Origin of the sequence: Streptomyces sp. SLBN-31 (assembly GCF_006715395.1) — a bacterium.
Taxonomy (GTDB): Bacteria; Actinomycetota; Actinomycetes; order Streptomycetales; family Streptomycetaceae; genus Streptomyces.
Window position 1 is genome coordinate 2219921 of the sequence record NZ_VFNC01000002.1, and the last position, 26786, is coordinate 2246706.

The window sequence follows — 26786 nt, forward strand, 5'->3', positions numbered from 1 at the left end:
GGGTCATTCACCAGGGTCGTTCGATATACTGAACGCTGTCTCTGATGATGAATATGCTGTTGGAGACTATAACTTCGGTTTCTCGTCCAACGAAGGGGTCAGGGGCGATGGCGGCAGCCGAGACAGGCGGCGGGGCGCAGGTCAAATCCGCGGTGCGAACCGTTGAATTGCTCGAGTACTTCGCCGGCAGCCCCGGCATGCACTCCCTCGCATCGGTCCAGGAGGCCGTCGGATATCCCAAGTCCAGCCTCTACATGCTCCTGCGCACGCTGGTGGAGCTGGGCTGGGTGGAGACCGACGCGACGGGCACGCGGTACGGCATCGGGGTGCGGGCGCTGCTGGTGGGCACCTCGTACATCGACGGCGACGAGGTGGTCGCCGCGGCCCGTCCGACGCTGGACCGCCTCTCGGACGACACCACCGAGACCATCCACCTGGCGCGCCTGGACGGCACGAACGTCGTGTATCTCGCCACCCGCCAGTCCCAGCACTACCTGCGCCCCTTCACCCGCGTCGGCCGACGCCTCCCGGCGCACTCGACCTCGCTCGGCAAGGCGATCCTCGCCACCTACGCCGACGAGCAGGTCCGCAAGATGCTCCCCGAGACGCTGCCCGCCCTGACCGAGAACACGATCACGGACCGGGAGAAGCTCATCGAGGAACTGCACCAGGTGCGGGAGCAGGGCTTCGCGGTCGACCGCGAGGAGAACACGCTGGGCCTGCGCTGCTTCGGCGTCGCCATCCCCTACCGCACGCCCGCACGCGACGCGATCAGCTGCTCGGTGCCGGTGGCCCGGCTCACGCCGGCACACGAACAGCTGGTCAAGGACGCCCTGTTCGACGCGCGCGACCGACTCACCCTGGCGACCCGACGACTGTGACCCCTAGCCTCTTCGTTCATGGACGTCGTACTGCGCGAAGTGCACGACAGTGATCTGCCCGTCTTCTTCCGGCAGATGAACGATCCCGAGGCCCTGCACATGGCCGCCTTCACCCCGAAGGACCCCGCCGACCGGGACGCCTTCGAAGCGCACTGGAAACGGATCCGGGCCACCGGGGACGTGCTGCGCACGGTCCTGCTGGACGGTGACGTGGTGGGCAGCGCCGCGGTGTACGGGGATCCGGACGAGCGCGAGGTCACCTACTGGGTGGACCGGGCGTACTGGGGACGGGGGGTGGCCACGGCCGCGCTACGGGCGCTGCTGGCCGAGGTGCCGGAGCGGCCGCTGTACGCGCGGGCCGCGGCGGACAACGCCGCCTCCCGGCGGGTGCTGGAGAAGTGCGGGTTCCGGCTGACGGCGCGGGCCACGGGGTTCGCGAACGCGCGGAGCGAGGAGATCGACGAGGTCGTGCTCACCCTTCAGGCGTGAGGTTCATGAGCGCCCGATGAGAAATCGGCGGGAAGGGAACGTTCCGCCCCTTCCCGCTCGTCTTCACGATCGCGATGAACAAGACGATCAGGCGGACCTCCGTCTTCGTGCTGCTGCTCGTGTTCGCCCTGCTGATCAGGGCGACCTGGGTGCAGTACTACGACGGCAAGGCCCTAGCGGACGACAAGTACAACCGGCGCAACGTGATCGAGACGTACGCGGAGCCGCTCGGCAACATCATCGTGGCCGGACGCTCGGTCACCGGTTCGGCGCGAACGAAGAGCGGCGACCTCGCGTACAAGCGCACGTACAAGGACGGAGAGCTGTACGCGGCGGTGACGGGCTACGCCTCGCAGGCGTACGCCCCCACCCAGCTGGAGGGCATCTACCAGGACCTGCTCAACGGCACGGACAACCGGCTGAAGACCGTGATGGACACGGTCACCGGCAAGCGCGCCGAGCCCGGTGACGTGGTCACGACCATCGACCCGGACGTGCAGAAGGCGGCGTACGACGCGCTCGGCGCCAAGAAGGGCGCGGCCGTCGCGATCGACCCGAAGACGGGGAAGATCCTCGCGGTCGTCTCCACGCCCTCGTACGACCCGACGTCCCTGACGGACGCCAACACCGCGGGGACGGCCTGGAAGAAGCTGAACGCCGACCCGGACAAGCCGCTGACCAACCGGGCGCTGCGCCAGCCGCTGCCGCCGGGCTCGACGTTCAAGCTGGTCGTGGCGGCGGCCGCGCTGGAGGACGGCCTGTACTCGTCCGTGGACCAGAGGACCGACAGCCCCGACCCGTACACCCTGCCGGGCACCACCCGCGAGCTGTCCAACGAGAACCCGAACGCGCCCTGCGAGGACGCCTCGATCCGCACCGCGCTGGAGTACTCCTGCAACAACGTCTTCGCGAAGATGGCCGTCAAGCTGGGCCAGGACAAGGTGCGGGCGATGGCCGAGAAGTTCGGCTTCGACGACGACAGCCAGGACGTCCCGGTGCGGGCGTACACCAGCGTCTACCCCTCCGACATGAACGAGTCCTCCACCGCCCTGACCGGCATCGGCCAGTACGACGTCACCGCGACCCCGCTGCAGATGGCGATGGTGTCCGCCGCGATCGCCAACGGCGGCAAGCTGGTCTCGCCGCACATGGTCTCGCAGATCACCGACGGCGGCGGCGACGTGCTGAAGGACTACGACGACGACGCGGGCACCAAGGAGATCGTCAGCTCCTCGACCGCCGAGCAGTTGCAGTCGGCCATGCAGACGGTCGTGGAGAAGGGCACCGGCACCAACGCGCGGATCTCCGGGGTGACGGTCGGCGGCAAGACGGGCACGGCCCAGCACGGCGAGAACAACAGCCAGACGCCGTACGCCTGGTTCACGTCCTACGGCAAGGCAGGCGGCAAGGAGGTCGCCGTGGCGGTCGTGGTCGAGCAGTCGAACGCGGCGCGGTCCGAGGTGAGCGGCAATGGACTGGCTGCGCCGGTCGCGAAGGCCGTGATGCAGGCGGCGTTGAAGAACTGACCGGGACTGCGCGATCGGCCGCGGGCCGTCCGTGGCCGGTCGCGCAGTTCCCCGCGCCCCTTACGGGGCGCTGCCGTCACGTCACTTCACTTGACCCCGAGGATCTGCTCCACCGGATCGATCGCGAAGTACACCAGGAACAGCGCCGACACTCCCCACAACAGCCACTGCACGTCCCGCGCCTTGCCCAGGACCGCCTTGATGAGGACGTAGGCGAGGAAGCCCGCGCCGATGCCGTCGGTGATGGAGTAGGTGAAGGGCATGACGGCAATGGTGAGGAAGGCCGGGATGGCGATCTCGTACCGGTCCCAGTCGATGTGCTTGACGTGGGTCATCATCAGGAAGCCGACCGCGATCAACGCGGGCGCCGCGGCCTGCAGCGGGACGATGGTCAGCAGCGGTGTGAGGAAGAGCGCCAGGCCGAACAGGCCGCCGGTGATCAGGTTCGCGAAGCCGGTGCGCGCCCCCTCGCCGACGCCGGCCGCCGACTCGATGTAGGCGGTGTTGGAGGAGGCCGAGCCCAGGCCGCCGGCCACGGCCGCCGCGCCGTCGATGAACAGCACGCGCCCGATCCCCGGCACCTGCCCCCTGTCGTCCAGCAGTCCGGCCTCCGCGCTGATGCCGACGATCGTGCCCATGGCGTCGAAGAAGTCCGACAGGATCAGGGTGAAGACCAGCAGGACGGCGGTGAGGATGCCGGCCTTCGCGAAGCCGCCGAACAGGCTGAAGTGGCCGATCAGCCCGAAGTCGGGGGCGGCGACGATCTTGTCCGGCAGCTTGGGGGTGGTCAGGCCCCAGCTCTTGACGTCGGCGATGGCGTTGATGACGATCGCGACGACCGTCATGGTGACGATGCTGATCAGGATCGCGCCCTTCACCTTGCGCGCGAGCAGCGCGATGGTGAGCAGCACGCCGAGGCAGAAGACCAGCACGGGCCAGCCGGTGAGCCGGCCGACGGCGCCCAGCTGCACGGGCACGGTGGTGTTCGCGGCGTCCGGGATCCGGCTGACGAACCCGGCGTCGACGAAGCCGATGAAGGCGATGAACAGGCCGATGCCGACCCCGATGGCCTGCTTCAGCTGGTGCGGGATCGCGTTCATGATCGCCTCACGGAGCCCGGTGAGGACCAGGACGCAGATCAGGACGCCTTCGAGGACCACCAGACCCATCGCGTCGGGCCAGCTCATCAGCGGGGCCAGCTGGAAGGCCACGACGGCGTTGAGGCCGAGACCGGCCGCGATGGCGAGCGGGAGGTTGCCGCCGACGCCCATGATGATCGTCATGACACAGGCCACCAGGGCGGTGGCGGTGACGAGTTGGCCGGTGTCGAGCTGGTGGCCGAACTTGTCCTTCGCGCTGCCGAGGATGATGGGATTCAGGACAAGGATGTAGGCCATGGTGAAGAACGTGGCGAAGCCGCCGCGTATCTCCCGGCCGAAGCCGGATCCCCGTTCGGAGATCCGGAAGAACCGGTCGACGCCGTTCGCCGCTGGTGGCGCGGTACTTGGCCGGCCGGTTGCCTGCTGGGGGTCCTTCGTGTCGGACATGGGCGGGTGCTCCTCGGTACCTGAGGGGACGGGTGCGGATGCTGGCTGGATTGTTCCCGCGTCGAACGCGTTTCAGGTTTTCTCCGTGTTACGGAATCGGCCGACCCGTCACACCATGTTCGAAGGCCCGTACGAGAGCGGGTGGTCCATCGCTGCTACGCTTCCGGATCTCGACCGGGCCACTCCGGATGATCACATGTCATTCACATGACACGCACAGAGAGGTCGCCCGTGGGCACTGTCGTCGACGACGCAGCCTCCGTGGAGTTCCATGCCTTCTTCGAACGGCACTACGCCGAACTCTCGCGTCTCGCCCACCTGCTGACCGGCGAGGCGGACGCCGCCGACGACCTGGCGGCGGACGCGCTGCTCGCCCTGTGGCACCGCTGGGACCGGGTGCGCTCCGCGGACCACCCGGTCGCCTACGCCCGCGGAGTCGTCGCCAATCTCGCCCGCACCCGCATCCGCAGCGCCGTCCGCGAACGCCGGCGCGTCTCGCTGTTCTGGTCGCAGCGCGAGGAGAAGACGGAGAACCCCGACATCGCGGGCGTCGTCGACGTCCAGGAGGCCCTGCGCCGCCTGCCGTTCCGGAAACGGGCGTGCGTGGTGCTGCGGCACGCCTTCGACCTGTCGGAGAAGGACACCGCGCTCGCCCTGGGTGTTTCCGTGGGTACGGTTAAGTCCCAGACGTCCAAGGGGATGGCCGAACTGCAGAAGATCCTCGGCTCTCGGGGCGGCCCACAGAAGGTGCACGCGGCGATGGCGCGCGGCGGCGAGACCGGAGGAACGGCGCGATGAGGCAGCAGGACGTGCACGACGAGCTGCGCGCCCGGCTGCACGAGGCGGCCGAGGCGCACGAGCCGGACCGGGCCCGCATGCTGGCCAGGATCGAGCGGGGCATGAGCCCCGAGGCGGACCGTGCCGGGCACCGGGCGACGCGGCCGCCGTTGTGGGGCTGGGTGCGCGTGGTGGGTGCCACGACGGCGGTCGCGGGCATGCTCGCGGTCGGCGGTTACGCGGTGGCGTCCGCGGTGAAGGACGACACTCCCCCGCAGCGGCAGACGGTCGCGGTGTCCCCGACGCCCACGCCGTCGCCGGACGCCACGAGCCGGGCGCCCGTGCCGCCGGTGGAACCGTCCCCGAGCCGAGCGCCCGGCACCCACCGGCCGAGCGGCACCCCGTCCCCGACGAGGCCCTCCGTCACCGTGCTGCCGTCCGCAGGCGGTGAGAGCGACGGCCCGCTGTGGGCGGACGGTTCGGTGGACCCGCACAGCAACGACTTCTGGGCGCAGAGCAACGTCACCTTCAAGACCAGCACCCAACTCACCTCTCTCACCGTCCAGTTGAGGATCGCGCAGACCGGCGGGGTGAGCAACGCGGGTGCCTGGCGCTCGCTGCCGGAGCAGGACTTCGACCTCACCGTCGGCGAGCGGGACGGGTATCTGGTGTACACCTGGACGCTCAAGGCGGGCCGTACGGTCCCCAAGGGCGAGTGGGTGTTCGCCGGCCAGTACAACCACCAGCGCGGCGGCCGGGACGCCGAGGACGACGGCTACACGGTCCGGGCGACGGCGGACGGCGAGAAGCGCGCGGTGGGCGGCGACTTCGCGGCGCACACAAGCGGCGCGGACGGCTCATGACGCCCGCGCGCCACCGGTTCCCACGGTGACACAACCTCACCTCCCCTTTCGACGTCCCTAGTAGTGCGTAAGAACGGACGGAGGACGGTATGACGTTCTCAGTGGACCTGCTGACCTGAGCCCCCCTCGGTCAGCAGCCGCCGACAGAGCCCCCCTCGTCGGCGACAGTGACGCCCCGCCGGTGACGACCGGCGGGGCGTCCGTCGTTCCGGGGCCGGTGCATCGAAAGTTTCGCCCGCCTCCTGCCCGCCTCTGCCTGTTGACGCGCAGTTTCCCGCTGGGAACACTCCGAAGGCGCGCAACTCCCAACAGAAACCCCCACACTCCGACAGGATCGCCGATGCGCCCCAGAGCCGTGCTCGTCGTCTGCCTCGCCCTCCTCCTCGGCCTGTTCGCCGCACCGCCCGGTACCGCCCACTCAGGAGCCCCGCCCGTGAAACACCCCAGGTACGCCGGCTATCTCTTCGCCTACTTCACGGGCGAGGGCACCGCCGACGGCGAACAGATCCGTTACGCCCTCAGCCGGGGCAACGACCCGCTGCACTGGCGTGAGTTGAACCAGGGCAAGCCGGTGCTGACGTCGACGATCGGCGAGAAGGGGCTGCGCGACCCGTTCGTCATCCGCTCCCCCAAGGGCGACAAGTTCTACCTGATCGCCACCGACCTGCGGATGTACAGGAACAGCAGCGGCAGCTGGGACCAGGTCCAGCGGCACGGCAGCAAGTCGATCATGATCTGGGAGTCCACCGACCTGGTCCACTGGACCGACCAGCGGCTGGTGAAGGTGGCCCCCGACAACGCGGGCAACACCTGGGCGCCGGAGGCCTACTGGGACGACTCGCTCGGCGAGTACGTCGTCTTCTGGGCCTCCAAGCTGTACGCCGACGACGACCCCGACCACACCGGCGACCAGTACAACCGCATGATGTACGCGACCACCAAGGACTTCCGCACCTTCAGCGCGCCGAAGGTCTGGGACGACCCGGGCTACTCGGTGATCGACTCGACGGTGGTCAAGTACCGGGACACGTACTACCGCTACACCAAGGACGAGCGGAACCCCTCCTCCGACTCCCCCTGCTCGAAGTTCATCACCGCCGAGAAGTCGACGAGCCTGACCTCCGCCACGTACGACTTCGTCTCCGACTGCATCGGCAGCGGGTCGATCGCCCGCGGCGAGGGGCCGACGGTCTTCCGGTCCAACACCGACAAGAAGTGGTACCTGTTCATCGACGAGTACGGCGAGCGCGGCTACGTCCCGTTCGAGACCACCGACCTCGACTCGGGCAAGTGGACGATGTCGAAGGACTACCAACTGCCCGCGAGTCCGAGGCACGGCACGGTGATGCCGGTGACGCAGGAGGAGTACGACCGGCTGCTGGCCGCCTACCCGAGCACCCCCACCTCGGTCATGGACGCCACGGCGAAGGACCAGAAGGGGTACGCCGTCGTCACCGACGGCGCGTCGAAGGTCGTGCTGCCCATGGAGCCCGACGCCGACCTCGCGCACCTGGCGCCGAGGATCGCGGTCGCCCAGGGCGCGACCATCACTCCCGCGTCCGGTACGCACCGCGACTTCCGCACCTCGCGGACGTACACGGTGACCGCGGCCGACGGCACGAGCCGCACCTGGACGGTCGAGGCCGTGCGCACCCGGAGCCCGATCCTGCCCGGCCTGAACGCCGACCCGGACGTGGCCTATCTGGACGGCCGGTACTGGATCTATCCGACGACGGACGGCAACCAGGGCTGGGGCAGCACGAGTTTCAAGGCGTACTCCTCCCGCGACCTGGTCCACTGGAAGGACCACGGAGTCGTGCTGGACCTCGGTCCGGACGTCTCCTGGGCGGACAAGTACGCGTGGGCGCCCGCGATCGCCGAGCGCGACGGCAAGTACTACTTCTACTTCTGCGCCGAGCAGCAGATAGGCGTCGCGGTCGCCGACTCCCCGGCCGGCCCGTTCAAGGACGCCCTCGGCAAACCCCTGGTGGCGAAGGGCGGTTCGCTGGGGGGCCAGATGATCGACCCGGCCGTCTTCACGGACGACGACGGGACGTCGTATCTCTACTGGGGCAACGGGCACGGGTACGTGGTCCCGCTGAACGACGACATGACGTCGTACGACCCGGCGAAGGTGAAGGACATCACGCCGGCCGGCTTCCGCGAGGGTTCCTTCGTGGTCAAGCGGAAGGGCACGTACTACTTCACCTGGTCCGAGGACGACACCCGCAGCGAGGACTACCACGTCGCCTACGCGACGGGACCGTCCCCGCTCGGCCCGTGGACCGAGCGGGGGACGATCCTGTCGAAGCGTCCCGAGTACGGGATCCTGGGCACCGGCCACCACTCCGTGGTGAACGTGCCCGGCACCGACGACTGGTACATCGTCTACCACCGGTTCGCCCTCGCCGGGCCGGGACAGCCCGGCGGTGACGGCATGCACCGGGAGACGACCGTCGACCGGCTGTGGTTCGCCGCGGACGGTACCCTTCAGCCGGTCGTGCCGACCCTGGAGTCGATCAGGCCCGTACGGGACTAACTGACGAAGTACGTCGGGTTCGGCAGCTTGTACGTGCGGTCGGCGTAGCCGCCCTCCAGGTCGGAGTACTGGTCGCCGAAGTTGGCGACGATCTCGTACCCGAGGTCGTCCTCGATGTGCTCGCGGGTGCCGGACTTGTACTGCACGGTGGTGCAGGTCCAGGTGCCGGGCGTGGCGCAGGAGGACAGGTAGGCCGGCGGGTTGGCCTTGTCCTTGAGGAACATGTGGTCGGCGTCGAGGTTCACATCGGCGCCGATCTTCTTCAGGTTCTCGACGGCGGCGTTGCGCTGGGCCTCGCTCAGACCGGAGTTGTAGAAGACCTCGACGCCCTTGGACTCGGCGTAGCGGACCAGCTCGGCGCTGCCGAAGACGCCCGGGCGGTCCGCCTTGTTCACGTAGTCGGCCCACGTGGTCGAGTTGTAGGTGTAGTTGTAGCGCTTCTCGTAGTCCAGGCTGAGCAGCAGCGTGTCGTCGATGTCGAAGACGACGGCCGGCTTCTCGCCACGGTGGTGGGCCTTGCGGGCCGCCTGGTCGATGTACTTGTGGGCGGCGGCGTCGATGTGCGCCAGGTCCTGGGCGTACGGGCTGTCCGGGGACGCCTGGTACACGCCGTTGGCGTCCGCCGTGGTGCCGTAGTAGGTGTCGATGTCCTTCACCAGGAGCCCGATGTTGTAGGGCTCGTGAGTGGAGTTGGCCGTGGACTGTCCGGCCGTGGCCGCACCGGCGCCGTAGAGGGCGCCGCCGGAGAGGGCACACGCTGCGGCGATCGCCGCGATACGCAGTGGCTTATGCATGACAGGTTTCTACGCGCGTCACCCCCGCGGGCGCGAGCCCCGTTGCCCGATCGATACCTCGATCGGAGGCAAAAAACGGGTCAAGCGCCCTGGACGGGAGGGTTCCGGTTCAGTTCATCGTCGCTCCGATGGTGGAGCTGCCCGTCGTCAGGAAGGTCGTCGCGGGCAGGGAGCCGTCGGACCGGCGGGCGTTGTAGACGGTCGTCGCGTCGGTCGACCTGAAGGCCGGGGTGGAGATGCCGGAGTCCCAGTTGTTGCCTGCCGAGGTGACCGAGGAGCCCTTGCTCACCGAGCCGCCCGCGTTGCTCACGGCCAGGTTCTTGCCGAGCTTCGCCGCGCCGGTGGCGAAGTAGTAGCCCCATTTGGCGTTGGCATAGGCCGTGGTGCGGTTGATGACGATCGCGCCGGTGTTGGAGTTCTCGGTGAAGCCGTTGCCCGCGTTGTCCCAGGCGGCGGAGTTGTTGACGACGTGGGCGACCGCGGGGCCGTTGCCGCCCAGCTTGTAGCCGTTGCCGTTGCCCTCGAAGGCGCTGTCGCCCCAGCGGTTCTTGCCGTTGCCGAAGGACCAGGTGTGCTCGATGGTGACCGGCGAGGAGAAGGACCACAGGTCGATGCCGTCATCCGAATTGTTGTACAGGCGCGCCCCGGTGACCTGGTTGCCGGTGCCGGAGCCGAACTTGATGGCGACTCCGTCGGCGTTCTGGCCGTGGGTGGCGGCGTCGTAGTTGCCGTAACTGTCCAGGTTCTTCACGGTGTTGTTGACCGTGCCGTCGCCGGTGAGGGTGAAGCCGGAGTCGCCGCCGTTGATGGTCTTGACGTTGTTCCAGTTGGTGCCGGTGCAGGACTGGCAGACGACCGCGCTGTCCGGGGAGTTCTGGAAGGTGATGTTCGAGACGTTCCAGTAGTCCGCGGTCAGCTTGAAGATCCAGGAGCCGGAGGGCAGGGACGAGCCGTCGATCTTCACGGTCTCCGAGCCGTACGCGGTGAGCGTGACGGGCGACGAGGAGGTGCCGTTGGCGGTGGACTGGAGGGTGGCCGTCGGGTAGTAGGTGCCGCCACGGACCTGGATGACCGTGCCGGCGGTGGCGTTCTTGATGGCGTTGGACAGGTCGGTGGAGTTGCTGACGACCACGGTGGCGGCCTGCGCCTGGGTGGGCAGGACGGCGAGGCCCGCGCCGACGGCGAGGGCGGCGAGGGTGGCGAGTGCGGTAGGACGAGACATGGAGAGCGGTCCTTTGCTCGTGCGGGTGGGGGGATGGTTCACAGGACGGCGTCGAGCCAGCCGAAGACCTCGTCCTGCATGGGTCGCGTGAAGACGTGGCCGAGGCCCGGCCAGGTGTCGGTGCGCAACCGTTCCCCGGCGTGGCGGGAGGTCCAGACGGCGCGCAGCCTGGCGTAGGCGGCCTGGACACCCTCGGCGGGGAACAGCGGGTCCTGCTCGCCGTCGAGGAAGAACATCGGCCTGGGGGCGGCGATGCTCGCCACGTCGGGGATGTCGAGGTGCCGGGCGAGCCCGGGGTGGAGCATGTAGTACGAGGACTGCCCGCGCAGCGTGTTGTTGCCGGGCACCATCATTTCCTTCAGGCCGGTCATCCAGCAGACGGCGGCGCCGGCCGCGATGTCGTCGCTGAGCGCGGCCGTCTGCCAGGCCCGGTAGCCGCCCATGGAGAAGCCGACGGCGGCCACGCGGCGGGCGTCGACCCGGTCGAGGCCGGCCAGGAATGCGGCGGCGCGGGCGTCCTCGCGGGCCATGAGTCCGGCGAGCGAGGAGCCGAGGTTGTAGAAGTTGGAGGCGAGTGCCTGCTGCTGGTCGTAGGCGAGGGGCCCGCGGTCGCCCCAGCCGAGCGCGTCCGCGCACAGCACGACGTAGCCGCGCCGGGCCAGTTCGTCGCCGACGAACCGCCCGCTGAAGTATTTCTCCGTCCAGGCCTCGGCGGAGGCGAGCCGGGTGTCGTCGTACCAGGGCCGGACGAGTTTCTCCTTGCCGATGTCGAACCTGGCGCCGTGGTCGTGCAGCAGGAGCACGGCGGGGAACGGGCCGGGCCCGTCCGGGGTGAGCAGGGCGGCGCGGACCCGCTCGTACCGGGTGAGGGAGAGGGTGACCAGTTCCCGGGTGTGGCCGTCACCGCGGGAGGACTTCTGGTGGTCGGGCGCGTACGGCGTCCGTCCTGCCGTGGGACGAGGAGGTGCTCCTCGACGGTGGCGCGGGCGGCCCGCCGCCAGGCCCGGAAGTCGCGGACGGGCGAAGTGCCCCACGCGAGCGGGAAGTTCAGCTCGTCCCTCAGGGCCTGGTGGAAGTCGGGGAGGGTGCCGTCGACGAGGTCCGCGGCCTGGGCGGTCCCCGGCGCCGTGCCGAGGAGGGCCGCCGCGGCGGCCCCCGTGACGAAGGTGCGCCGGTTCGGCGGCTCAGCCCTCGACACGGGGACACCAGTCGCCGAGATAGGTCCGCATGGTGTGCGCCCGGGCCTCTTCCGGGGTGAGCTGGGGCCGGTTCTCCGGCACCGAGATCACCGCGCCGGGACCGGAGTCGGCGTATTCGTGGAAACGCATGGACTGCCAGGGGTAGGCGTCGCGCATGTTGGTGTAAGGGGCGACCGGATCGATCCCGGGCCCGATCCAGGTGTCCCGCACGACCAGGGACGGCCAGGCGGTCGTCTCGTACGACGGCACCCAGGGCCGTGCCAGCTTGTACGCCCCGTCCTCCGCGCCGGAGGTGATCCGGGAGCGGACGGCGAGGATGCCGTGCGGGTTGGCGCGGGCGGTGGAGGGCGCGAAGACCATGCCCTTGGGGGTGAAGGAGACGTCCCGTGGCAGTGTGTGGAAGTGGCAGCGCTCGAACACCGCCGTCGCCCGTCCGAAGACGAAGTCGACGTCGCCCTCGATGTAGCAGCGGGAGAAGTACTGCCGGTCGAAGGCGTCCAGCGCGGTCGTGTCGACGAAGAGGGTGTCCTGGTGGGCGAGCAGGCGGACGTTGTCGAAGTGGGTGCGGTCCCCGTAGGTGTAGGCGGCCACCGCCTGGGTGCCCGTGATGTCGGGGTGGTCGGCGCGCAGCCAGTCGTTGGCGAGGGTGAGGTCGCGGACGGTCAGGCCCGGGGCCGCCGAGGTGAAGGTGGCGGAGCCCGCGGTGCCGTAGGTGGTGCCGTCGGGTTTCTTCGTGCCGCCCGCGTTGTCGAAGACGATGACGGTGTCGCGTGGGTCGCCGGTGGCCCCGCGGATCGTCAGGTCCGCCTTGTCGGCGGGGACGGCGACGACCTCGCGGTACGTCCCCGGGTGCACGACGATGGTCCGTCCGGGTCCGTCCACCGCGTCGACGGCCGCCTGGACGCTGTCGCCGGGCCGGACGTGCAGGGTTCGGCCACTGCCGGCGAAGGCGGGCGTGGTGCCCGCGGTCACAAGGCCGGCGGTGATGCCGGTGAGAAGGGTGCGCCGGCGCATCTCAGCGGCCCTCCTTCCAGGGCGTCCAGTCGTCGAGGTAGGCCGTGCGGGTCGCCGACGCGGCCAGTTCGTCGGTGAGTTGGGGGCGGTTGGCGGGCACGCTGACGACCGCGCCGGGGCCGGTGTTGCGGTACTCGGCGAACCGCTGGTCCTGCCACGGGTAGGTGTCGGACATGTTGGTGTAGGGCGCGACCGCGTCGATGCCGGGGCCGAGGTGGGTGTCGCGGACGGTGAGCATCGGGCGGGCGGTGGTGTCGGAGCCTGGCACCCAGGGGCGGGCCAGCTTGTAGGAGCCGTCCGGGGCCTCGCTGCTCACCCGGCTCCCGGTCACCAGGTAGCCGCGCGGGTTGGCGACCGCCGTGGAGGGCGCGAAGACGAAGCCGTAGGGGGCGGCAGCCAGGTCGGTGCGGTTCAGGGTGCGGAAGTGGCACCGGTCGTAGACGGCCGTGGCCCGCCCGAAGACGAAGTCGACGTCGCCCTCGACGTAGCAGTGCGCGTAGTACTGGCGGGCGAAGGTGCCGAGCGCCATCGAGTCGGCGTACAGGGTGTCCTGGTGGCCGAGGAAGCGGCAGTGGGTGAACGAACTCCGGTCGCCCTGCACCTTGATGGCGACCGCCTGGGTGCCGGTGATGTCCGGGTGGTCGGCGCGCAGCCAGTCGTTGGCGAAGGTGATCCAGCGCGCGGTGAAGCCGTCGGCCTGGACGGTGGTGGTGGCGGATCCGGTGGTGCCGTAGGTGCCGCCGCCGGGCTTGGGCGTGCCGTTGGCGTGGTCGAAGACGATGACGACGTCCCGGGGGTCCTCCGAGGCGCCGAGCCAGGTGGCCTCCGTGCGGGTGGCGTCGAGGAGCACGGTCTCCCGGTACGTCCCGGGCGCGATGACCAGCGTCCGGCCGCTGCCGGTCGCGGCGGTCACGGCGGCCTGGACGGAGGTGAAGTCGCCCCGTCCGTGCGGGTCGACGTACAGGGTCCGCGGGGTCAGGCGGCGGTCCGGCGACCCGTACCGGCCGAAGGGGCAGGCCCGCTCGGCGGCTCGCGCGGGGGCGGTGGCGAGGCCGAGCGTGGCGGCCGCCCCGGCAGCGGCGAGAAGGAAGCCCCTTCTGGGCAGGTGGAGTTGCGGCGAGGGCATACGAGTGGTCCTTCGCAGTGCGGCTCTGGGGAGAGGGGGCCGGGGCGTCGTGCGCCCCGGCCCGGGGGCGTCAGCGCAATTGGCCCGCGCCGGCGCAGTGGTCGACGATCCCGGGGACGGCCCTGGCCGGGTCGACCTTCGTGCGCAGGGTCGGCGTCCATCCGGCGCCCGACTGGAGGATCTCCGTGGGCACTTGGGCGTTGTGGACGGCGATCAGGTCGGTCGGCTCACCGTTGACGTAGTTGTCGTCGGCGGTCAGCGGCGCCTCCTTCCACTTCTTCAGGATCGAACCGGCCTCGGCCCCGTCGGGGAGCGTGAACGCGTTGTGCTCGGCGACGAGTTGGGACTCCATGCCGATGCCGTAGCTGTAGGAGTAGCCGTCTCCCGCGACGAAGTGGTTGTTGTAGGAGTCCACTTGGCCGAACCGCACCCGGGGTGCGCGCTCGACGAGGTTCGAGAACAGGTTGTGGTGGAAGGTGACCTTCAGGTGGCCCCGGTCCACCGCGGCCGTCGAGGCGCTGTCGCTGTTGCCGATGAGGATCGTCTTGTCGTGGTCCTCGAAGACGTTCCAGGAGGCGGTGACGTAGTCGGCGCCCTTGACGATGTCGAGCTCGCCGTCGTGCTGCTCGAATATCCGGCCGTAGTAGTGGGGCAGCGTGCTGTCCGGGTGGTCGCCGTCGGTGAAGGTGTCGTGGTCCATCCACACGTGGGAGGAGCCGTAGACCACCGCGCTGTCGTACTCGGAGTTCCAGTTGCCGTCGGCGGTGTCGGTGGGGTCCCACTGCGGGAAGCAGTCGAGGGGGCTCTCCAGGCTCAGGTTGCGGACGATGACGTTGTCGACGCCCTTGATCTGCAGGCTGGCGCCCTTGAAGCCGGCGTCCCTGCCGATGCCGACGATGGTGGTGTTGGCCGGGACGTTCGCCTTGATGTAGACGTCCTGGTTGGCCTGTGAGGCACGGCGCAGGCCCTCGGGGCTGGCGTCCGGCTCGCCGTCCAGGTTCTTGTCGCGGCCCCAGACGGCGGGATCGTACGTCTTCAGATAGGTGTCGAAGTCGTATCCCGGCACCTCGAAGGAGGCGCAGCCGGGCCCGTCCGCGTCGATGGTGCCCTTCACCTTGATGATCTTCGGTGCGCTGCCGCCGTCGGCCAGGGCGGCCTTGAAGCCGGCCCAGTCGGTGACGGTGTGGACGTGCGCGGCGTCGGCGGCGGCGCCACCGGTGGTGCCGGTGCCGTAGGAGCCCCAGCCGTCGCTCGCGCCGAGCGTCTGCCGGCCGAGGTCCCTCGGCTGGGCGTGGGCGGAGGCGGTCCCGGTGACACCGAGGACCAGGGCGGTGCACCCCACGACGGACGCTATGACACGTCCATGACATTTCCGTGTACGCACTGTGCGGTTCTCCTCAGCTTGCGGGTGGCCAGGTGATCCACGAGGTGGGGATGTCCTCGTGCAGCCGGACGACGTCGTGCCGGGCCAGCACCCGGGTGCGCAGCAGTTCCTGCGCCACGAGCCGGGCCACGGCGATGGCGCCCGGCGGGTTGAAATGCGTGTTGTCCTGCTCGGTGTCCGTCCAGTTGAAGTACGTCTTCGTCGCCTCGACCCCGAGCGACTGCCACAGCGCCAGCGACAGCGCCTCGATGTCGAGCAGCGCCACCTGCTCCTCCTGGGCGAGCGCCCGCATCGCCGCCGGGTAGTCGCCATGGGTGGGCACGGCGTTGCCGTTCGCGTCGAAGCGGCGCCGCTCGACGGGGGTGGCGAGGACCGGGCGGGCGCCATGGGCACGGGCGCCCTCGACGTACAGCCGCAGATGGTCCTGGTACGTCGTCCAGGGCTCGGTGTACCGGGCGGGGTCCTCACTCTTCTCGTCGTTGTGCGCGAACTGGACGAGCAGGAGGTCCCCCGGCCGGATGGCGTCGAGGACGGCGGCGAGCCGGCCCTCGTCGATGAAGCTCTTCGAACTGCGCCCGTTCACCGCGTGGTTGGCGACGGGCAGGTCCTTGTGCAGGAAGAACGGGAGGGCCATGCCCCACCCGGTCTCCGGGGCGGCGTCGGCGTACTTCTGGGCGGCGGTGGAATCACCGGCGATGTACAGCGTGCGCCGCCGAGGGACGGCCTGAGCGGTGCCGTTGGCCGCGAAGGCGAGGGGCAGGGCGGCAAGCGTCGCCGCGGTGACCTGTCTACGGGTGACTGACAAGAGCGTGCACCTTTCTGACCTCAAGGGGCGCGGGGAACTGCGCGACCAGCCACGACGGCCCGCAGTCCCCCGCGACCGAACCCGGCACCGTCAGTGGTTCTGCTTCCAGTCCGCCTGCGCCTTGTTCAGCTGGTCGGCCAGCGTGTTCAGGAAGTCCTTCACGCTCATCTTCCCGAGCAGCACCTTCTGGAAGTTCGGCTCGTTGTCGGCCTTGGAGATGGTGTTCCAGTCCGGCAGGTAGTAGGGCAGCTGCACGATCTTCGTGCCGGTGCCGTTGAGGGCCTCGGCCGCCAGCTTCGTGGGCTCGGCCTTCTGGATCCACGCGTCCTTGGCGGCGTCCGTGTTCGCCGGGATCTGCCCGGCGGACTGGTTGAACTTCGAGTTCTCCGCGTGCGAGACGGCGAACTCGACGAACTTCCAGGCGGCCGCCTTGTTCTTGCTGGACTTGAACAGGCTCAGCCCGTCGACCGGGTTGGAGATCTGCACGCGCGTGCCGTCGGCCTGCGTCGGGTTCGGCAGGCCCCGAAACTTGTCCGCGCCCAGCGCCTTCAGATGGTCCTGGTACGAGCCGAGGTTGTGGCTCAGCATTCCGATGGTGCCGCTGTCCCACTGCGCGACCATCTTGGTGAAGTCGTTGTTGACGTCGGCGGACGGGGTGTCCTTCTTGTACAGGGCGACGTACTTCTCCAGCGCGGCGACGTTCTTGGGGTCGTTGACCGTCGTCTTGTCGCCGTTCCAGAACGAGGTGATGCCGCTCTGGCTGTACGCCGCGTCCAGTGCCGGGGCGATGGACCCCTCACCGCCGCGGATGGTGAACCCGAACTGGTTCTTGCCCTTGTTCGTGAGCTTGTCGGCCGCCGTGAAGAACTTGTCCCACGTCGTCGGCGCGTCAAGCCCGGCCTTGTCGAACAGGTCGGTCCGGTACCACAGCGTGCCGTTGTTCGACGAGGTCGGGATCTGGTACAGCTGGTCGCCGCCGCCCGCCGCCTTGCTGCTCTGCAGCAGGTTCTGGCTGAGCTTGCCGTTCAGCGGGCTCTTCGCCAGCCGGCTGTCCAGCGGCTCCAGCGCGCCCTGGACGGCGACCTCGGCGAGCATCGCGGTGCCGACGCCGCCGACGTCGGGCAGGCCACCGCCCTGGATGGCGGTGTCGTACTTCGACTGGGCGCTCGCGGCCGGGATGCCGACGTAGTTGACCTTGATGTTCGGGTACTTCTTCTCGAAGTCGGAGATGATCTGCTTCCAGATGTCGGTGCGGACACCGCCGTTGTTGTCCCAGAAGGTGATCTCCCCCTTGCCGGACCCCTCGTTGCCCTTGTCCCCCGCGCTGCCGCTGCCGTCGTCGCCGCAGGCGGTGGCGGTAAGGGCGAGTACGGAGCCCAGGGCGACGGCGACGACGACGCGCCTGTTTCTGCGGATGCTGGTCTTCATTGGCCGGCTCTCTTCTTCTGGTTCCAACGGAGTTGCGAGGTTGTGGAGGTCGTGCGGGTCGAAGCGGCACCCGCACCTAGTAAGCGCTTGCTACTGGGGTGCGTCATGGCGGCTCCCAACAGGCTTACGAATGCGGTGCGTTGCGGCAGTGCGGTGCGTTGACGCGGTGCGGCCTTGCGGCGGTGCGGCGAGTTACAGGGAGTCGATCCTGAAGTGCGTGAAGGTTGCCGCGCCGGCGTGTCCCGTTCCGGCGGGCGCCACGGCGAACAGCCCCAGCAGGGCGCCGACCCAGCGCCACGGGGTGGCGGCGAAGACGGGTCCGGACGGACACGGGCCCCGACCGGTGTCGTAGAAGAAGCGGCAGCGCGCCCCCGCCCCGATCTCGATCCGCAGCCGCACGCGTCCCTCGGGTGCGAGCCGCGGGTGGTCCGCGTCCCGTTCGGCCTCGGCGACGGCCTCGGCGAACCGGTGCACCACATGCACCGCCCCGTCGCCGCCCCGTTGCAGCCCGATCCAGCCGAACGCGTCCCCGAGCACCGCGAGCCCCGCCCGGGCTCCCGGCTCCTCGCCGTGCAGGGTCAGCTCCACCTCGACGGCCGAGGGGGTGCCCGGCAGCCGCTGGGTGAGGACGTTCGGGAGTCTGCGCAGGTCGTGGGCGTCGGCCGAGCGGACGCAGGACAGCCGCAGGCCGTCGCCGGAGTGCTGGGTGGCCCAGCCGTCCCGGGGGTTGGCGGTCCAGCTCCACTGGCGGCCGAAGCGTCCGCCGGGGAAGTCGTCGTCGGTGGCCGGTGCCGCGGGCGGCTGCGGCGGCAGACCGGGCGTCTCGTGTACGGCGACGGGGGCGCCCTCGTCGTCGCCGATCACCGGCCAGCCGTCGCTCCCCCAGCGCATCGGCTGCAGGTGGACGACCCGGCCGTACGCGCCCCGCTGCTGGAAGTGCAGGAACCAGTCCTCGCCGGTCCCGGTGCGTACCCAGCCGCCCTGGTGCGGCCCGTTGACGTCGGTCTCCCCCTGCTCCAGGACGATTCTCTCCTCGTACGGCCCGAAGAAGCCGCGCGAGCGGAAGGCGCCCTGCCAGCCGGTCTCCACCCCGCCCGCGGGAGCCAGGATCCAGAACCAGCCGTCGTGCCGGTAGAGCTTGGGGCCTTCCAGGGTGAACCAGCCCGGGATCCGGTCGCCGTCGACGATCAGCTTGCCCTCGTCGAGGACCTCGGTGCCGTCGGGGTGCATCCGGTGGCCGGTGAGGCGGTTCTTCACCCCCGAACGGGACTTGGCCCAGGCGTGCACCAGGTAGGCGTCACCCGTCTCCTCGTCCCACAACGGGCAGGGGTCGATGAGGCCCTTCCCGGCCTTGACCAGGTGCGGCCTGGTCCAGGGGCCGCGCACCGCCGGGGCGTTGACCTGGAAGACGCCCTGGTCGGGATCGCCCCAGAAGATCCAGAAGCGTTCGTCGTGATACCTCAACGCCGGCGCCCACACACCGCAGTCGTGCCGCGGCGTCCTGAACTCGGCCTCGGGTTCGAGACGTTCGAGGGCGTGGCCGACCAGCGTCCAGTTGACCAGGTCGCGCGAGTGCAGCAGGGGCAGGCCCGGCGCGCGGCCGAAGCTGGAGGCGGTGAGGTAGAAGTCGTCGCCGACGCGCAGGACGTCCGGGTCGGACCAGTCGGCGTTCAGGACGGGGTTGGTGTACGTCGTCACCGGCTCACCGCCTTGCGGACCAGCGCCGCCGCCTCGTCGCGGCCCAGCCGCCCGTCGGCGACGACGGTGACGACACGGCGTACGACGGTGTCGCCGGGCTCGATCGCAAGCCGCTCCTCGTGCGCCAACGACGAGCCCACGCCCGGGTATTCGGCGGTGCGCACGAACCACGGGTCGCGCCGGGTGGCGTCCGTGGCACCGGCGAGGACGAGGGTCCAGGTGGATCCCGCGAGGGCGAGCCAGTCGGCGCGGCTGCCGTGCACCGCCGGCTCGCCCTCGCGGTCGGGGGTGAAGACGTGCGGGGCCTCCCGCTCCTTGCGGGCCCGCCAGAAGAAGCCGCCGTACGCGGCGCCCGGGCGGCCGTTGGTGGCCGGGCTGCCGATGGACAGCAGTCCCGAGGTGACGTTGGTGAGGGAGAAGGTGAAGTCCAGCGCCCAGGCGGCGTCGGTGAGTTCGGTGGCCGCCACGGTGCGGCGCTCGCGCAGCAGCTCCGCCCCGGATGCCACCCAGCGCAGCTCCTCCACGAAGCCGTCGGGGTCGCGCAGCTGGAAGGAGATGTGGCGCTGGGCGCCGTGGTTGTCCAGCTCGGTGGGGCCCTTGTCGCGGACGTAGGTCCGGCCGCCCCAGAAGTTGTGCCCCTCGACGTCGGGAACGGCGACACCGACGCCGAGGTGGTGGGTGTGGTCGGCGGGGCTGAGCTCGGTGACCGCCGTGCCGGCCAGGGTGGTGACGGGGTGCAGATAGGGGCGCGGGGACAGCCGGGCCGGGAGTTCGGGCCGGGTCACGTAGCGGCCGACCGGGCGGCCCGAAACGCGCAGGACCGGCGAGTCGTTGGTCGTCATCAGGTGCTCACCTCTTTCGGTGGGGCCCAGGCGGCGCCGAGTTCGGAGTAGAGGGCGAGGGTGTCGGCGGCGGCCGCGACCAGGGCGTCGATGCCGGGCACGACCCGGCGCTCCTCGTCGCGGAGCAGCTGCCAGGCCGTGGCCGGCAGCGGGGCGGGGTCGGGGGCCAGCCGGATCGCCTCGACGACCTTCATGAAGGCGCCCGTCGCGTCCGGGGTGACCAGCAGGTCGTCGCCGTCGGTGAGGTGGTCGACCAGGTTCTCCAGCAGGTCGGTGCGGCCGTACTCGTACTCCTCGGGACCGTGGTCCGCGCGCTGGAGCAGGACGCGGTCCTGCTTGTACCAGAAGGTGATCCGGCCGCTGGTGCCGTGGATCAGGACGTACGGCTCGCCGGGCTCCTCGGCGCACAGGGTCGCGGCGACGGTGACCTGGCGGCCCTGCGCGGTGCAGACGCGGACGCAGGAGGTGTCGTCGGACTCGATGTCGTTGGCGCGCAGCAGTTCCAGCTCGACGCCGGTGACGTCCTCGGCGCGCGGGGAGCCGTTCAGCGCGAGGCCGGTGGCGACGGCGTGGGCGAGCGGGTTGGTCAGCACACCGTCGATGACGTCGACGCCGTTCAGCCGACGCTTGCCGGCCCAGGGTGCCCGCCGGTAGTACGACTCCGGCCGCGCCCAGGCTCCGGCCCCGCCGATCCCGACGATCTCGCCGACGGCACCCTCGGCGATCATCTCGCGGATCGCGGGCACAGCGTGCGAGCCCAGCGACTGGAACCCGATCTGACAGGCGACCCCGGCCGCGGCGATCCCGTCGGCCATCCGGCGGAACTCCGCGTACGACGGCGCGGGCGGCTTCTCCAGCAGCACGTGCACGCCCTTGTCCGCGGCGGTCAGCGCCAGGTCCGTGTGGGTCGGGATCGGCGTGCAGATCACCGCGATCCGGGCGCCGGTGGAGTCGAGGAGGGCGCCGAAGTCGGCGGACTGCTCGGGGGTGCCGAGACCCTCGGGGATCTCGTCGGCGCCGAGCGGGGTCAGCTCGCAGATGCCCGCCAGCCGGACGATGCCCTTGTCCTGGAGGCGCCGGATGTTGTCGAGGTGCCAGCGGCCGTGGCCGCGCGCGCCCGCCAGGACGATGTCTACGGTGCTCATGGGATCCTCCCTGCGCTGGTTCGTGCGTGCAGGGTAGGCATCGGAGACGCTCTCATCCCTTCACCGCCCCCGCGCTGAAGCCGGTGATCAGCCACTTCTGGATGAAGGCGAAGACGATCACGACGGGTACGGCCGCGATGATGCCGCCCGCGGCGAGGGCGCCGAGGTCGACGCTGTCCGCGCTCATCAGCGTGTTGAGGCCGACCGGGATGGTCTGCTTGCCCTGGTCGGAGAGGAACATCAGGGCGAACAGGAAGTGGTTCCAGGCGTGCACGAAGGCGAAGGAACCGACGGCGATCAACCCGGGCCGCAGCAGCGGCAGGACGACGATCCGGAAGGCGGTGAAGCGGTTGCAGCCGTCGACCCAGGCGGCCTCCTCCAGGGAGTAGGGCACGTTCCGGATGAAGCCGCTGATCAGGATCATCGACAGGGGCAGCTGGAAGACGGTCTCGGCGATGATGACGCTGGCCAGCGAGTTGATCATCCGCAGGTTGGCGAAGATCTCGAAGAGCGGGACCAGCAGCAGGGCACCCGGCACGAACTGCGTGCACAGCAGGGCCAGCATGAAGCCCTTCTTGACCTTGAAGTCGAACCGGGCGAGGGCGTAGCCGCCGGCCAGCGCGACCAGGGTCGTCATCACGAGGGTCGCGATGCCGACGAGGACGCTGTTCTGGAAGTAGGTGCCGAACGCCCGCTCGTTCCAGACCTTCTCGAAGTGGTCGAAGGTCATCGGCCAGGGCAGGAGCGAGGTGGAGCCGGCCGGGCGCAGGGCGAACAGGAGGATCCAGTAGAAGGGGATCAGGGTGAAGAGCAGGTAGATCGACAGGGGGACGTAGATGTGCCATCGGGGTACCTCGTCCCAGGCGCGGCGCCGTCCGCGCGGCCGGCGGGCGGGCTCGGAGGACACGCGCTGCGGCGCGGGGGCGATCTCGGTGATCATTTCTGGTCGCCTCCGAACTTGCTCAGCCGCAGGTAGACGATCGAGCAGAAGAGCAGGATCACGAACGCCACCGTGGTCAGGGCGGACGCGTAGCCGAAGTTGTGGGCGTCCACGCTGGTGTTGGCGATGTAGAGGGGCAGGGTCGTGGTCTCGCCGGCCGGTCCGCCGCCGGTGAGGGTGTAGAGCAGGTCGACGTTGTTGAACTCCCACACCGCGCGCAGCAGCGTCGACAGGACGATCGCGTCCTTCAGGTGGGGCAGGGTGATGTGCCAGAACTGCTTGAGGCGGCTTGCGCCGTCGACCTCGGCGGCCTCGTAGAGGTCCTTGGAGACGGACTGGAGGTCGGCGAGGATGAGGATGGCGAAGAAGGGGACGCCTCGCCACAGGTCGGCGACGAGCGCCGCGGGGAAGACGGTCGAGGTGTCCGACAGCCAGCTCGTGCCGTAGGAGCCGATGCCCATGTCCGCGAGGTAACGGGTCATTCCTGTCTGGGAGTTGTAGAGCAGCACCCAGATCGCGGAGGTCAGCACGCCGGAGACGGCCCACGGGGAGAAGACCAGCGCGCGGCCCAGGGCGCGGCCCACGAAGGTCTGGTTGACGATCAGCGCGAGCGCGAGACCGAAGAGCAGCTGCAGACCGACCTCGACGACGACCCACTTGGTGCTGAAGGTCAGCGTGTCCCAGAACTGGGTGTCCTTGGTGAAGATCTGCACGAAGTTGTCGAAGCCCGCGTAGCCGTTCCGCCACGGCTTGGTGGGGTTGTAGTTCTGCAGGCTGTAGTAGAAGACGCTGATGACGGGGTAGGCGATGAAGCCCAGCATCAGCAGGGCCGCCGGTGCGATCAGCAGGTACGGGAGCCTGCGGGGCGTGGCGGAGGCACGGCGCCGCCGGGGTGGCGCGGGCGGTTTCGCCACGGCTGCGGCTTGGGCCATGACTGTTCTCCGTTCTCGGTACGGTACGTCGTACGGGAAGCGCTTTCTCGATATGCGGAGGTCGGCCCCTGTTCGCGGTACGGGGTGCCTCTTGCTGTTGCGCGGCGAGTGCGGGTCGGTGGGGGTCTCGCGCAGTTCCCCGCGCCCCTGGTGGGACCGGTCAACCTGCGTACGGGTCAGGGGCCTTGCCCGGCCTTGCCAGGAACTCGAAGTCGCAGCCGGTGTCCGCCTGGGTGATCTGCTCGTTGTAGAGCGCGCCGTAGCCGCGCTCGTAGCGGGTGGGCGGCGGCGTCCACTCCGCCCTTCGGCGCTCCAACTCGCTTTCGTCGACGTCCAGTCGCAGGGTCCGGGCCTCGACGTCCAGGGTGATCGAGTCGCCGGTGCGGACGAGGGCCAGCGGTCCTCCTACGTACGACTCGGGTGCCACGTGCAGGACGCACGCGCCGTAACTCGTGCCGCTCATCCGGGCGTCGGAGATCCGCACCATGTCCCGCACACCCTGCTTGAGAAGGTGGTCGGGGATGGGCAGCATGCCGTACTCGGGCATGCCGGGGCCGCCCTTGGGTCCCGAGTTGCGCAGCACCAGCACGGTGTCGGCGGTGATGTGCAACTCCGGTTCGTCGATGGTGCGTTGCATGGTCTTGTAGTCGTCGAAGACGACCGCGCGACCGGTGTGCTTCAGCAGGTGCTGCTCGGCGGCGATGTGCTTGATGACGGCGCCGTCGGGACAGAGGTTGCCGCGCAGGACCGCGACACCGCCCTCGGGGGCGACGGGGTTCTCGCGGGTGCGGATGACGTCGTCGTCGTGGACGACGGCGCCCTCCAGTTGCTCGCCCAGGGTGCCGTTGACGGTCGGCCGGTCCAGGTGCAGCAGGTCGGTGATCCGGGAGAGGAAGGCGGGCAGGCCGCCGGCGAAGTGGAAGTCCTCCATGAGGTACGTCCGTCCGCCGGGCCGGACGTTCGCCAGCACCGGCACGGTGCGCGCGATGCGGTCGAAGTCGTCCAGGGTGAGGTCGACGCCCGCCCGGCCGGCCATGGCGATCAGGTGGATGACGGCGTTGGTGGAGCCGCCGAGTCCGAGCACCGTGGTGACGGCGTCCTCGAAGGCCTCGGGGGTGAGGATCTGCGACGGCTTCAGCCCGGTCCAGGCCAGCTCCACGGCACGGCGTCCGGAGGCGGCTGCCATCCGCTCGTGCCCGGAGTCGACGGCCGGGATCGAGGAGGCGCCCGGCAGGGTCATGCCGAGGGCCTCCGCCGCCGCGGTCATCGTGGACGCGGTCCCCATGGTCATGCAGTGCCCCGGGGAACGCGCCAACCGGCCCTGGAGTTCGCGCAGTTCGCAGTCGGTGAGGTTGCCGGCGCGGTGCTCGTCCCAGTACTTCCACATGTCGGTGCCGGAGCCGAGGGTCTCCCCGCGCCAGTGCCCGGGCAGCATCGGCCCGGCGGGCACGAAGAGCGACGGCACGTCGGCCGAGGCCGCGCCCATCAGCAGCGCCGGCGTCGACTTGTCGCAGCCCCCGAGCAGCACCGCCGCGTCGATCGGATACGACCGCAGCAGTTCCTCCGTCTCCATCGCGAGCAGGTTGCGGTAGAGCATCGGGGTGGGCTTCTGGTACGTCTCGGAGAGCGTGGCGACCGGGAATTCCAGTGGGAAGCCACCGGCTTGCCACACCCCGCGCTTGACCGCCTCGGCGCGCTCGCGCAGATGGACGTGGCAGGGGTTGATCTCGGACCAGGTATTCAGGACGGCGATCACCGGGCGGCCCCGGTACTCCTCCGCCTCGTAACCGAGCTGGCGCATCCGGGCGTTGTGCGACCAGGTCCGCAACTGACCCTCGGTGCCGTACCACTGATGGCTGCGCAGTTCCTCCTCGCTCATCCGCTCTCGGCCGGTCATATCGCCCACCCGGCGGCTATCGCGGCGACCTCGGCGCGCTCGTCCTCGGGCAGCGTCCGGCTCGGCGGCCGGACGTCGCGGCGGCACAGGCCGAGGGAGGCGAGGGCCTCCTTGACGACGGTGACGTTGTTGGCGGAACCGTGCGCGGCGCGCAGTTCCTCGAAGCGGCGGATCTGCTCCCAGACCTTCATGGCGGCCGGGTAGTCGCCGGACCGGAGCGCCTCGATCATGTTCAGCGACACGGAGGGGGCGACGTTGACCAGGCCGGAGGTGAAGCCGGTGGCGCCCGCGGAGAAGTAGGAGGGCGCGTAGGGCTCGGCGAGTCCGGCCACCCACACGAAGCGGTCGAGCCCCGCGTCCCGCGCGAAGGCCGCGAACTTGGCGGCGTCCGGGGCGGCGTACTTGACGCCGATGACGTTCGGGCAGGCCTCGCCGAGCTGGGCGAGCCGGGCTCCGGACAGCTGGGCGTTGCGGATGTACGGGACGACGCCCAGCTCGGGAACGGCCTCGGCGATGGCGCGGTGGTAGTCGACCCAGCCGGCCTGGGAGACGTAGGGGTGGACGGGCTGGTGGACCATCACCATCTGGGCGCCGAGTTCGCGGGCGTGCCGTGCGGAGGCGATGGCGGTGGGCACGTCGTGGCCGACCCCGACGAGGATCGCGGCGCCGGCGCCCGCCTCGTCGACGGTCAGCTCGGTGACCAGGCGGCGCTCCTCGGGGGTGAGGGCGTAGAACTCGCCGGTGTTGCCGTTGGGGGTCAGGATGCGGACGCCGCCGTCGAGCAGCCGACGCAGCAGGGCCCGGTGGGCGACGGTGTCGACGGAGCCGTCCTCGGCGAACGGGGTCACCGGGATCGCCACCACGTCGGCCAGGGCCGCCCGCTGGGTCTCGAACGTCACGCCGCTCATTCCTGACCTTCCTCTTCGGTTGCCATGGGCAGTTCCGCGGCCTGCGGAAACGCCCGCCGCACGAACGACGCGATGTGGTCGTGCAGGGCGCGCGCGGCACCGTCGGCGTCGCCGTCCAGGGCGAGCCGCAGGATCTCCCGGTGCTCGCCGGCCTCCCGCTCCCAGGAGGGTGAGGCCGCCCAGGCGACCGCGGAGACCAGGGCGGCCTGGTCGCGGACCTCGTCGAGCATCCGGCCGAGCAGCGGATTGCCGCAGGGAAGGTAGAGGGCGCGGTGGAACTCACGGTTGGCGAGGGACCGTTCGGCGGTGTCGGTCGCCTCGTCGGCCCGGGTGAGGGCGTCGCGCGCGGCGGCCAGGGAGGCTTTGCGGCGTACGGCGCGCTTCAGCGCCTCGGGCTCCAGCAGCAGCCGTACGTCGTAGACCTCGCGCGCCATGTCCGCGTCCACCATGCGCACCGTGACGCCCTTGTACTGGTTCATCACGACGAGCCCGGTTCCGGCCAGGGTCTTGAGGGCCTCCCGCACGGGGGTCTTGGACACCCCGAACTGCGCGGCGAGCTCGGTCTCGACCAGAGCCTGTCCCGGCGTCAACTGCCCGGTGAGGATGCGGTGTTTGATCGCGTCCAGCACGTACTGCGTGCGGGACGGGATCGGCGTGGGCACAGAGGTCATGCGGCCCTCTCGATGTCGCGTATCTGATCTCGCGTATCGCGTCTCATATATGACGTACGAAGTACGACGCGTTGAAGGTAGGAGAGGGCGAAGATTTCGTCAATGCTTCCGGCAGAGGAAGTTGAGGTTGCCGGGGCACGGTGAGTGCGTCGGGTGCGA

22 protein-coding genes and 1 pseudogene are annotated in these 26786 nt (G+C 69.9%); 6 read left to right on the forward strand and 17 right to left on the reverse strand.

The features are described 5' to 3' along the window. The first annotated feature begins 107 nt into the window (after positions 1-107). The 3 genes from FBY22_RS30215 (at position 108) to FBY22_RS30225 (ending at position 2896) form a co-directional block, all read left to right on the forward strand. Positions 108-881: an IclR family transcriptional regulator gene (locus FBY22_RS30215; protein ID WP_142151144.1), complete on the forward strand. Its 774-nt coding sequence runs from the start codon at positions 108-110 to the stop codon at positions 879-881. Positions 882-899: 18 nt separating this feature from the next. Further along, a complete protein-coding gene (locus tag FBY22_RS30220; RefSeq protein ID WP_142151145.1) occupies positions 900-1370 on the forward strand; it encodes a GNAT family N-acetyltransferase in 471 nt (156 codons plus the stop codon). Positions 1371-1444: 74 nt separating this feature from the next. Further along, positions 1445-2896 (forward strand): penicillin-binding protein 2, encoded by a 1452-nt coding sequence (locus tag FBY22_RS30225; protein ID WP_142151146.1) that lies wholly within the window; start codon positions 1445-1447, stop codon positions 2894-2896. Positions 2897-2982: 86 nt separating this feature from the next. Here the strand turns inward: FBY22_RS30225 and FBY22_RS30230 are convergent, their stop codons facing one another. Beyond that, positions 2983-4443, reverse strand: a complete 1461-nt coding sequence (locus tag FBY22_RS30230) for an NCS2 family permease (protein ID WP_142151147.1) — start codon at positions 4441-4443, stop codon at positions 2983-2985. A 231-nt stretch (positions 4444-4674) separates the two neighbouring features. On the opposite strand from FBY22_RS30230, the gene FBY22_RS30235 reads away from it, so the two are divergent. The 3 genes from FBY22_RS30235 to FBY22_RS30245 all read left to right on the forward strand — a co-directional run bounded on the left by FBY22_RS30235 (position 4675) and on the right by FBY22_RS30245 (position 8622). Further along, positions 4675-5241 (forward strand): SigE family RNA polymerase sigma factor, encoded by a 567-nt coding sequence (locus tag FBY22_RS30235; protein ID WP_142151148.1) that lies wholly within the window; start codon positions 4675-4677, stop codon positions 5239-5241. Next, a complete protein-coding gene (locus FBY22_RS30240) occupies positions 5238-6083 on the forward strand; it encodes a DotU family type IV/VI secretion system protein (protein ID WP_142151149.1) in 846 nt (281 codons plus the stop codon). Before FBY22_RS30235 ends, FBY22_RS30240 begins: the two co-directional genes overlap by 4 nt. 340 nt (positions 6084-6423) lie before the next feature. Beyond that, positions 6424-8622, forward strand: a complete 2199-nt coding sequence (locus FBY22_RS30245) for a family 43 glycosylhydrolase (RefSeq protein WP_142151150.1) — start codon at positions 6424-6426, stop codon at positions 8620-8622. Here the strand turns inward: FBY22_RS30245 and FBY22_RS30250 are convergent. From FBY22_RS30250 to FBY22_RS30325, 16 genes and pseudogenes are all read right to left on the reverse strand, one after another. After that, positions 8619-9416, reverse strand: a complete 798-nt coding sequence (locus tag FBY22_RS30250) for an HAD family acid phosphatase (RefSeq protein ID WP_142151151.1) — start codon at positions 9414-9416, stop codon at positions 8619-8621. The two genes, FBY22_RS30245 and FBY22_RS30250, sit on opposite strands and share 4 nt — an antisense overlap. Before the next feature lie 109 nt (positions 9417-9525). Next, positions 9526-10638, reverse strand: coding sequence for a right-handed parallel beta-helix repeat-containing protein (locus FBY22_RS30255; protein ID WP_142151152.1), 1113 nt, complete (start codon positions 10636-10638; stop codon positions 9526-9528). 38 nt (positions 10639-10676) lie between these two features. Next, a pseudogene (locus FBY22_RS30260) lies at positions 10677-11836 on the reverse strand (dienelactone hydrolase family protein). Continuing rightward, positions 11823-12851, reverse strand: a complete 1029-nt coding sequence (locus tag FBY22_RS30265) for a pectinesterase family protein (protein WP_142151153.1) — start codon at positions 12849-12851, stop codon at positions 11823-11825. Before FBY22_RS30265 ends, FBY22_RS30260 begins: the two are co-directional and overlap by 14 nt. A gap of 1 nt (position 12852) precedes the next feature. Next, complete coding sequence (locus FBY22_RS30270; RefSeq protein ID WP_142151154.1) at positions 12853-13977, reverse strand: pectinesterase family protein; 1125 nt, start codon at positions 13975-13977, stop codon at positions 12853-12855. Positions 13978-14047: 70 nt separating this feature from the next. Next, positions 14048-15319, reverse strand: a complete 1272-nt coding sequence (locus FBY22_RS30275; protein WP_260845212.1) for a polysaccharide lyase family 1 protein — start codon at positions 15317-15319, stop codon at positions 14048-14050. A 55-nt stretch (positions 15320-15374) separates the two neighbouring features. After that, positions 15375-16166: a rhamnogalacturonan acetylesterase gene (locus tag FBY22_RS30280; protein ID WP_142151156.1), complete on the reverse strand. Its 792-nt coding sequence runs from the start codon at positions 16164-16166 to the stop codon at positions 15375-15377. Between the two features lie 90 nt (positions 16167-16256). Next, entirely contained in the window at positions 16257-17594 is a 1338-nt protein-coding gene (locus FBY22_RS30285; protein WP_142151157.1) for a sugar ABC transporter substrate-binding protein, read from the reverse strand. 192 nt (positions 17595-17786) lie between these two features. Continuing rightward, complete coding sequence (locus FBY22_RS30290; RefSeq protein WP_142151158.1) at positions 17787-19292, reverse strand: glycoside hydrolase 43 family protein; 1506 nt, start codon at positions 19290-19292, stop codon at positions 17787-17789. After that, complete coding sequence (locus FBY22_RS30295) at positions 19289-20134, reverse strand: PmoA family protein (protein WP_142151159.1); 846 nt, start codon at positions 20132-20134, stop codon at positions 19289-19291. Before FBY22_RS30295 ends, FBY22_RS30290 begins: the two co-directional genes overlap by 4 nt. Next, the gene (locus tag FBY22_RS30300; RefSeq protein ID WP_142151160.1) at positions 20134-21279 is read right to left on the reverse strand and encodes a Gfo/Idh/MocA family protein; all 1146 of its coding nucleotides are present in this window, start codon (positions 21277-21279) and stop codon (positions 20134-20136) included. The genes FBY22_RS30295 and FBY22_RS30300 overlap by 1 nt, the downstream gene beginning before the upstream one ends. Before the next feature lie 52 nt (positions 21280-21331). Then, positions 21332-22219, reverse strand: coding sequence for a carbohydrate ABC transporter permease (locus FBY22_RS30305; RefSeq protein ID WP_142151161.1), 888 nt, complete (start codon positions 22217-22219; stop codon positions 21332-21334). Next, positions 22216-23151 (reverse strand): carbohydrate ABC transporter permease, encoded by a 936-nt coding sequence (locus FBY22_RS30310; protein WP_142151162.1) that lies wholly within the window; start codon positions 23149-23151, stop codon positions 22216-22218. The genes FBY22_RS30305 and FBY22_RS30310 overlap by 4 nt, the downstream gene beginning before the upstream one ends. Before the next feature lie 160 nt (positions 23152-23311). Next, complete coding sequence (gene araD / locus FBY22_RS30315) at positions 23312-25048, reverse strand: L-arabinonate dehydratase (RefSeq protein ID WP_142151163.1); 1737 nt, start codon at positions 25046-25048, stop codon at positions 23312-23314. Next, positions 25045-25956, reverse strand: coding sequence for a dihydrodipicolinate synthase family protein (locus FBY22_RS30320; RefSeq protein ID WP_142151164.1), 912 nt, complete (start codon positions 25954-25956; stop codon positions 25045-25047). The genes araD and FBY22_RS30320 overlap by 4 nt, the downstream gene beginning before the upstream one ends. Further along, positions 25953-26627, reverse strand: a complete 675-nt coding sequence (locus FBY22_RS30325; protein ID WP_142151165.1) for a GntR family transcriptional regulator — start codon at positions 26625-26627, stop codon at positions 25953-25955. Before FBY22_RS30325 ends, FBY22_RS30320 begins: the two co-directional genes overlap by 4 nt. Positions 26628-26786 lie beyond the last annotated feature (159 nt).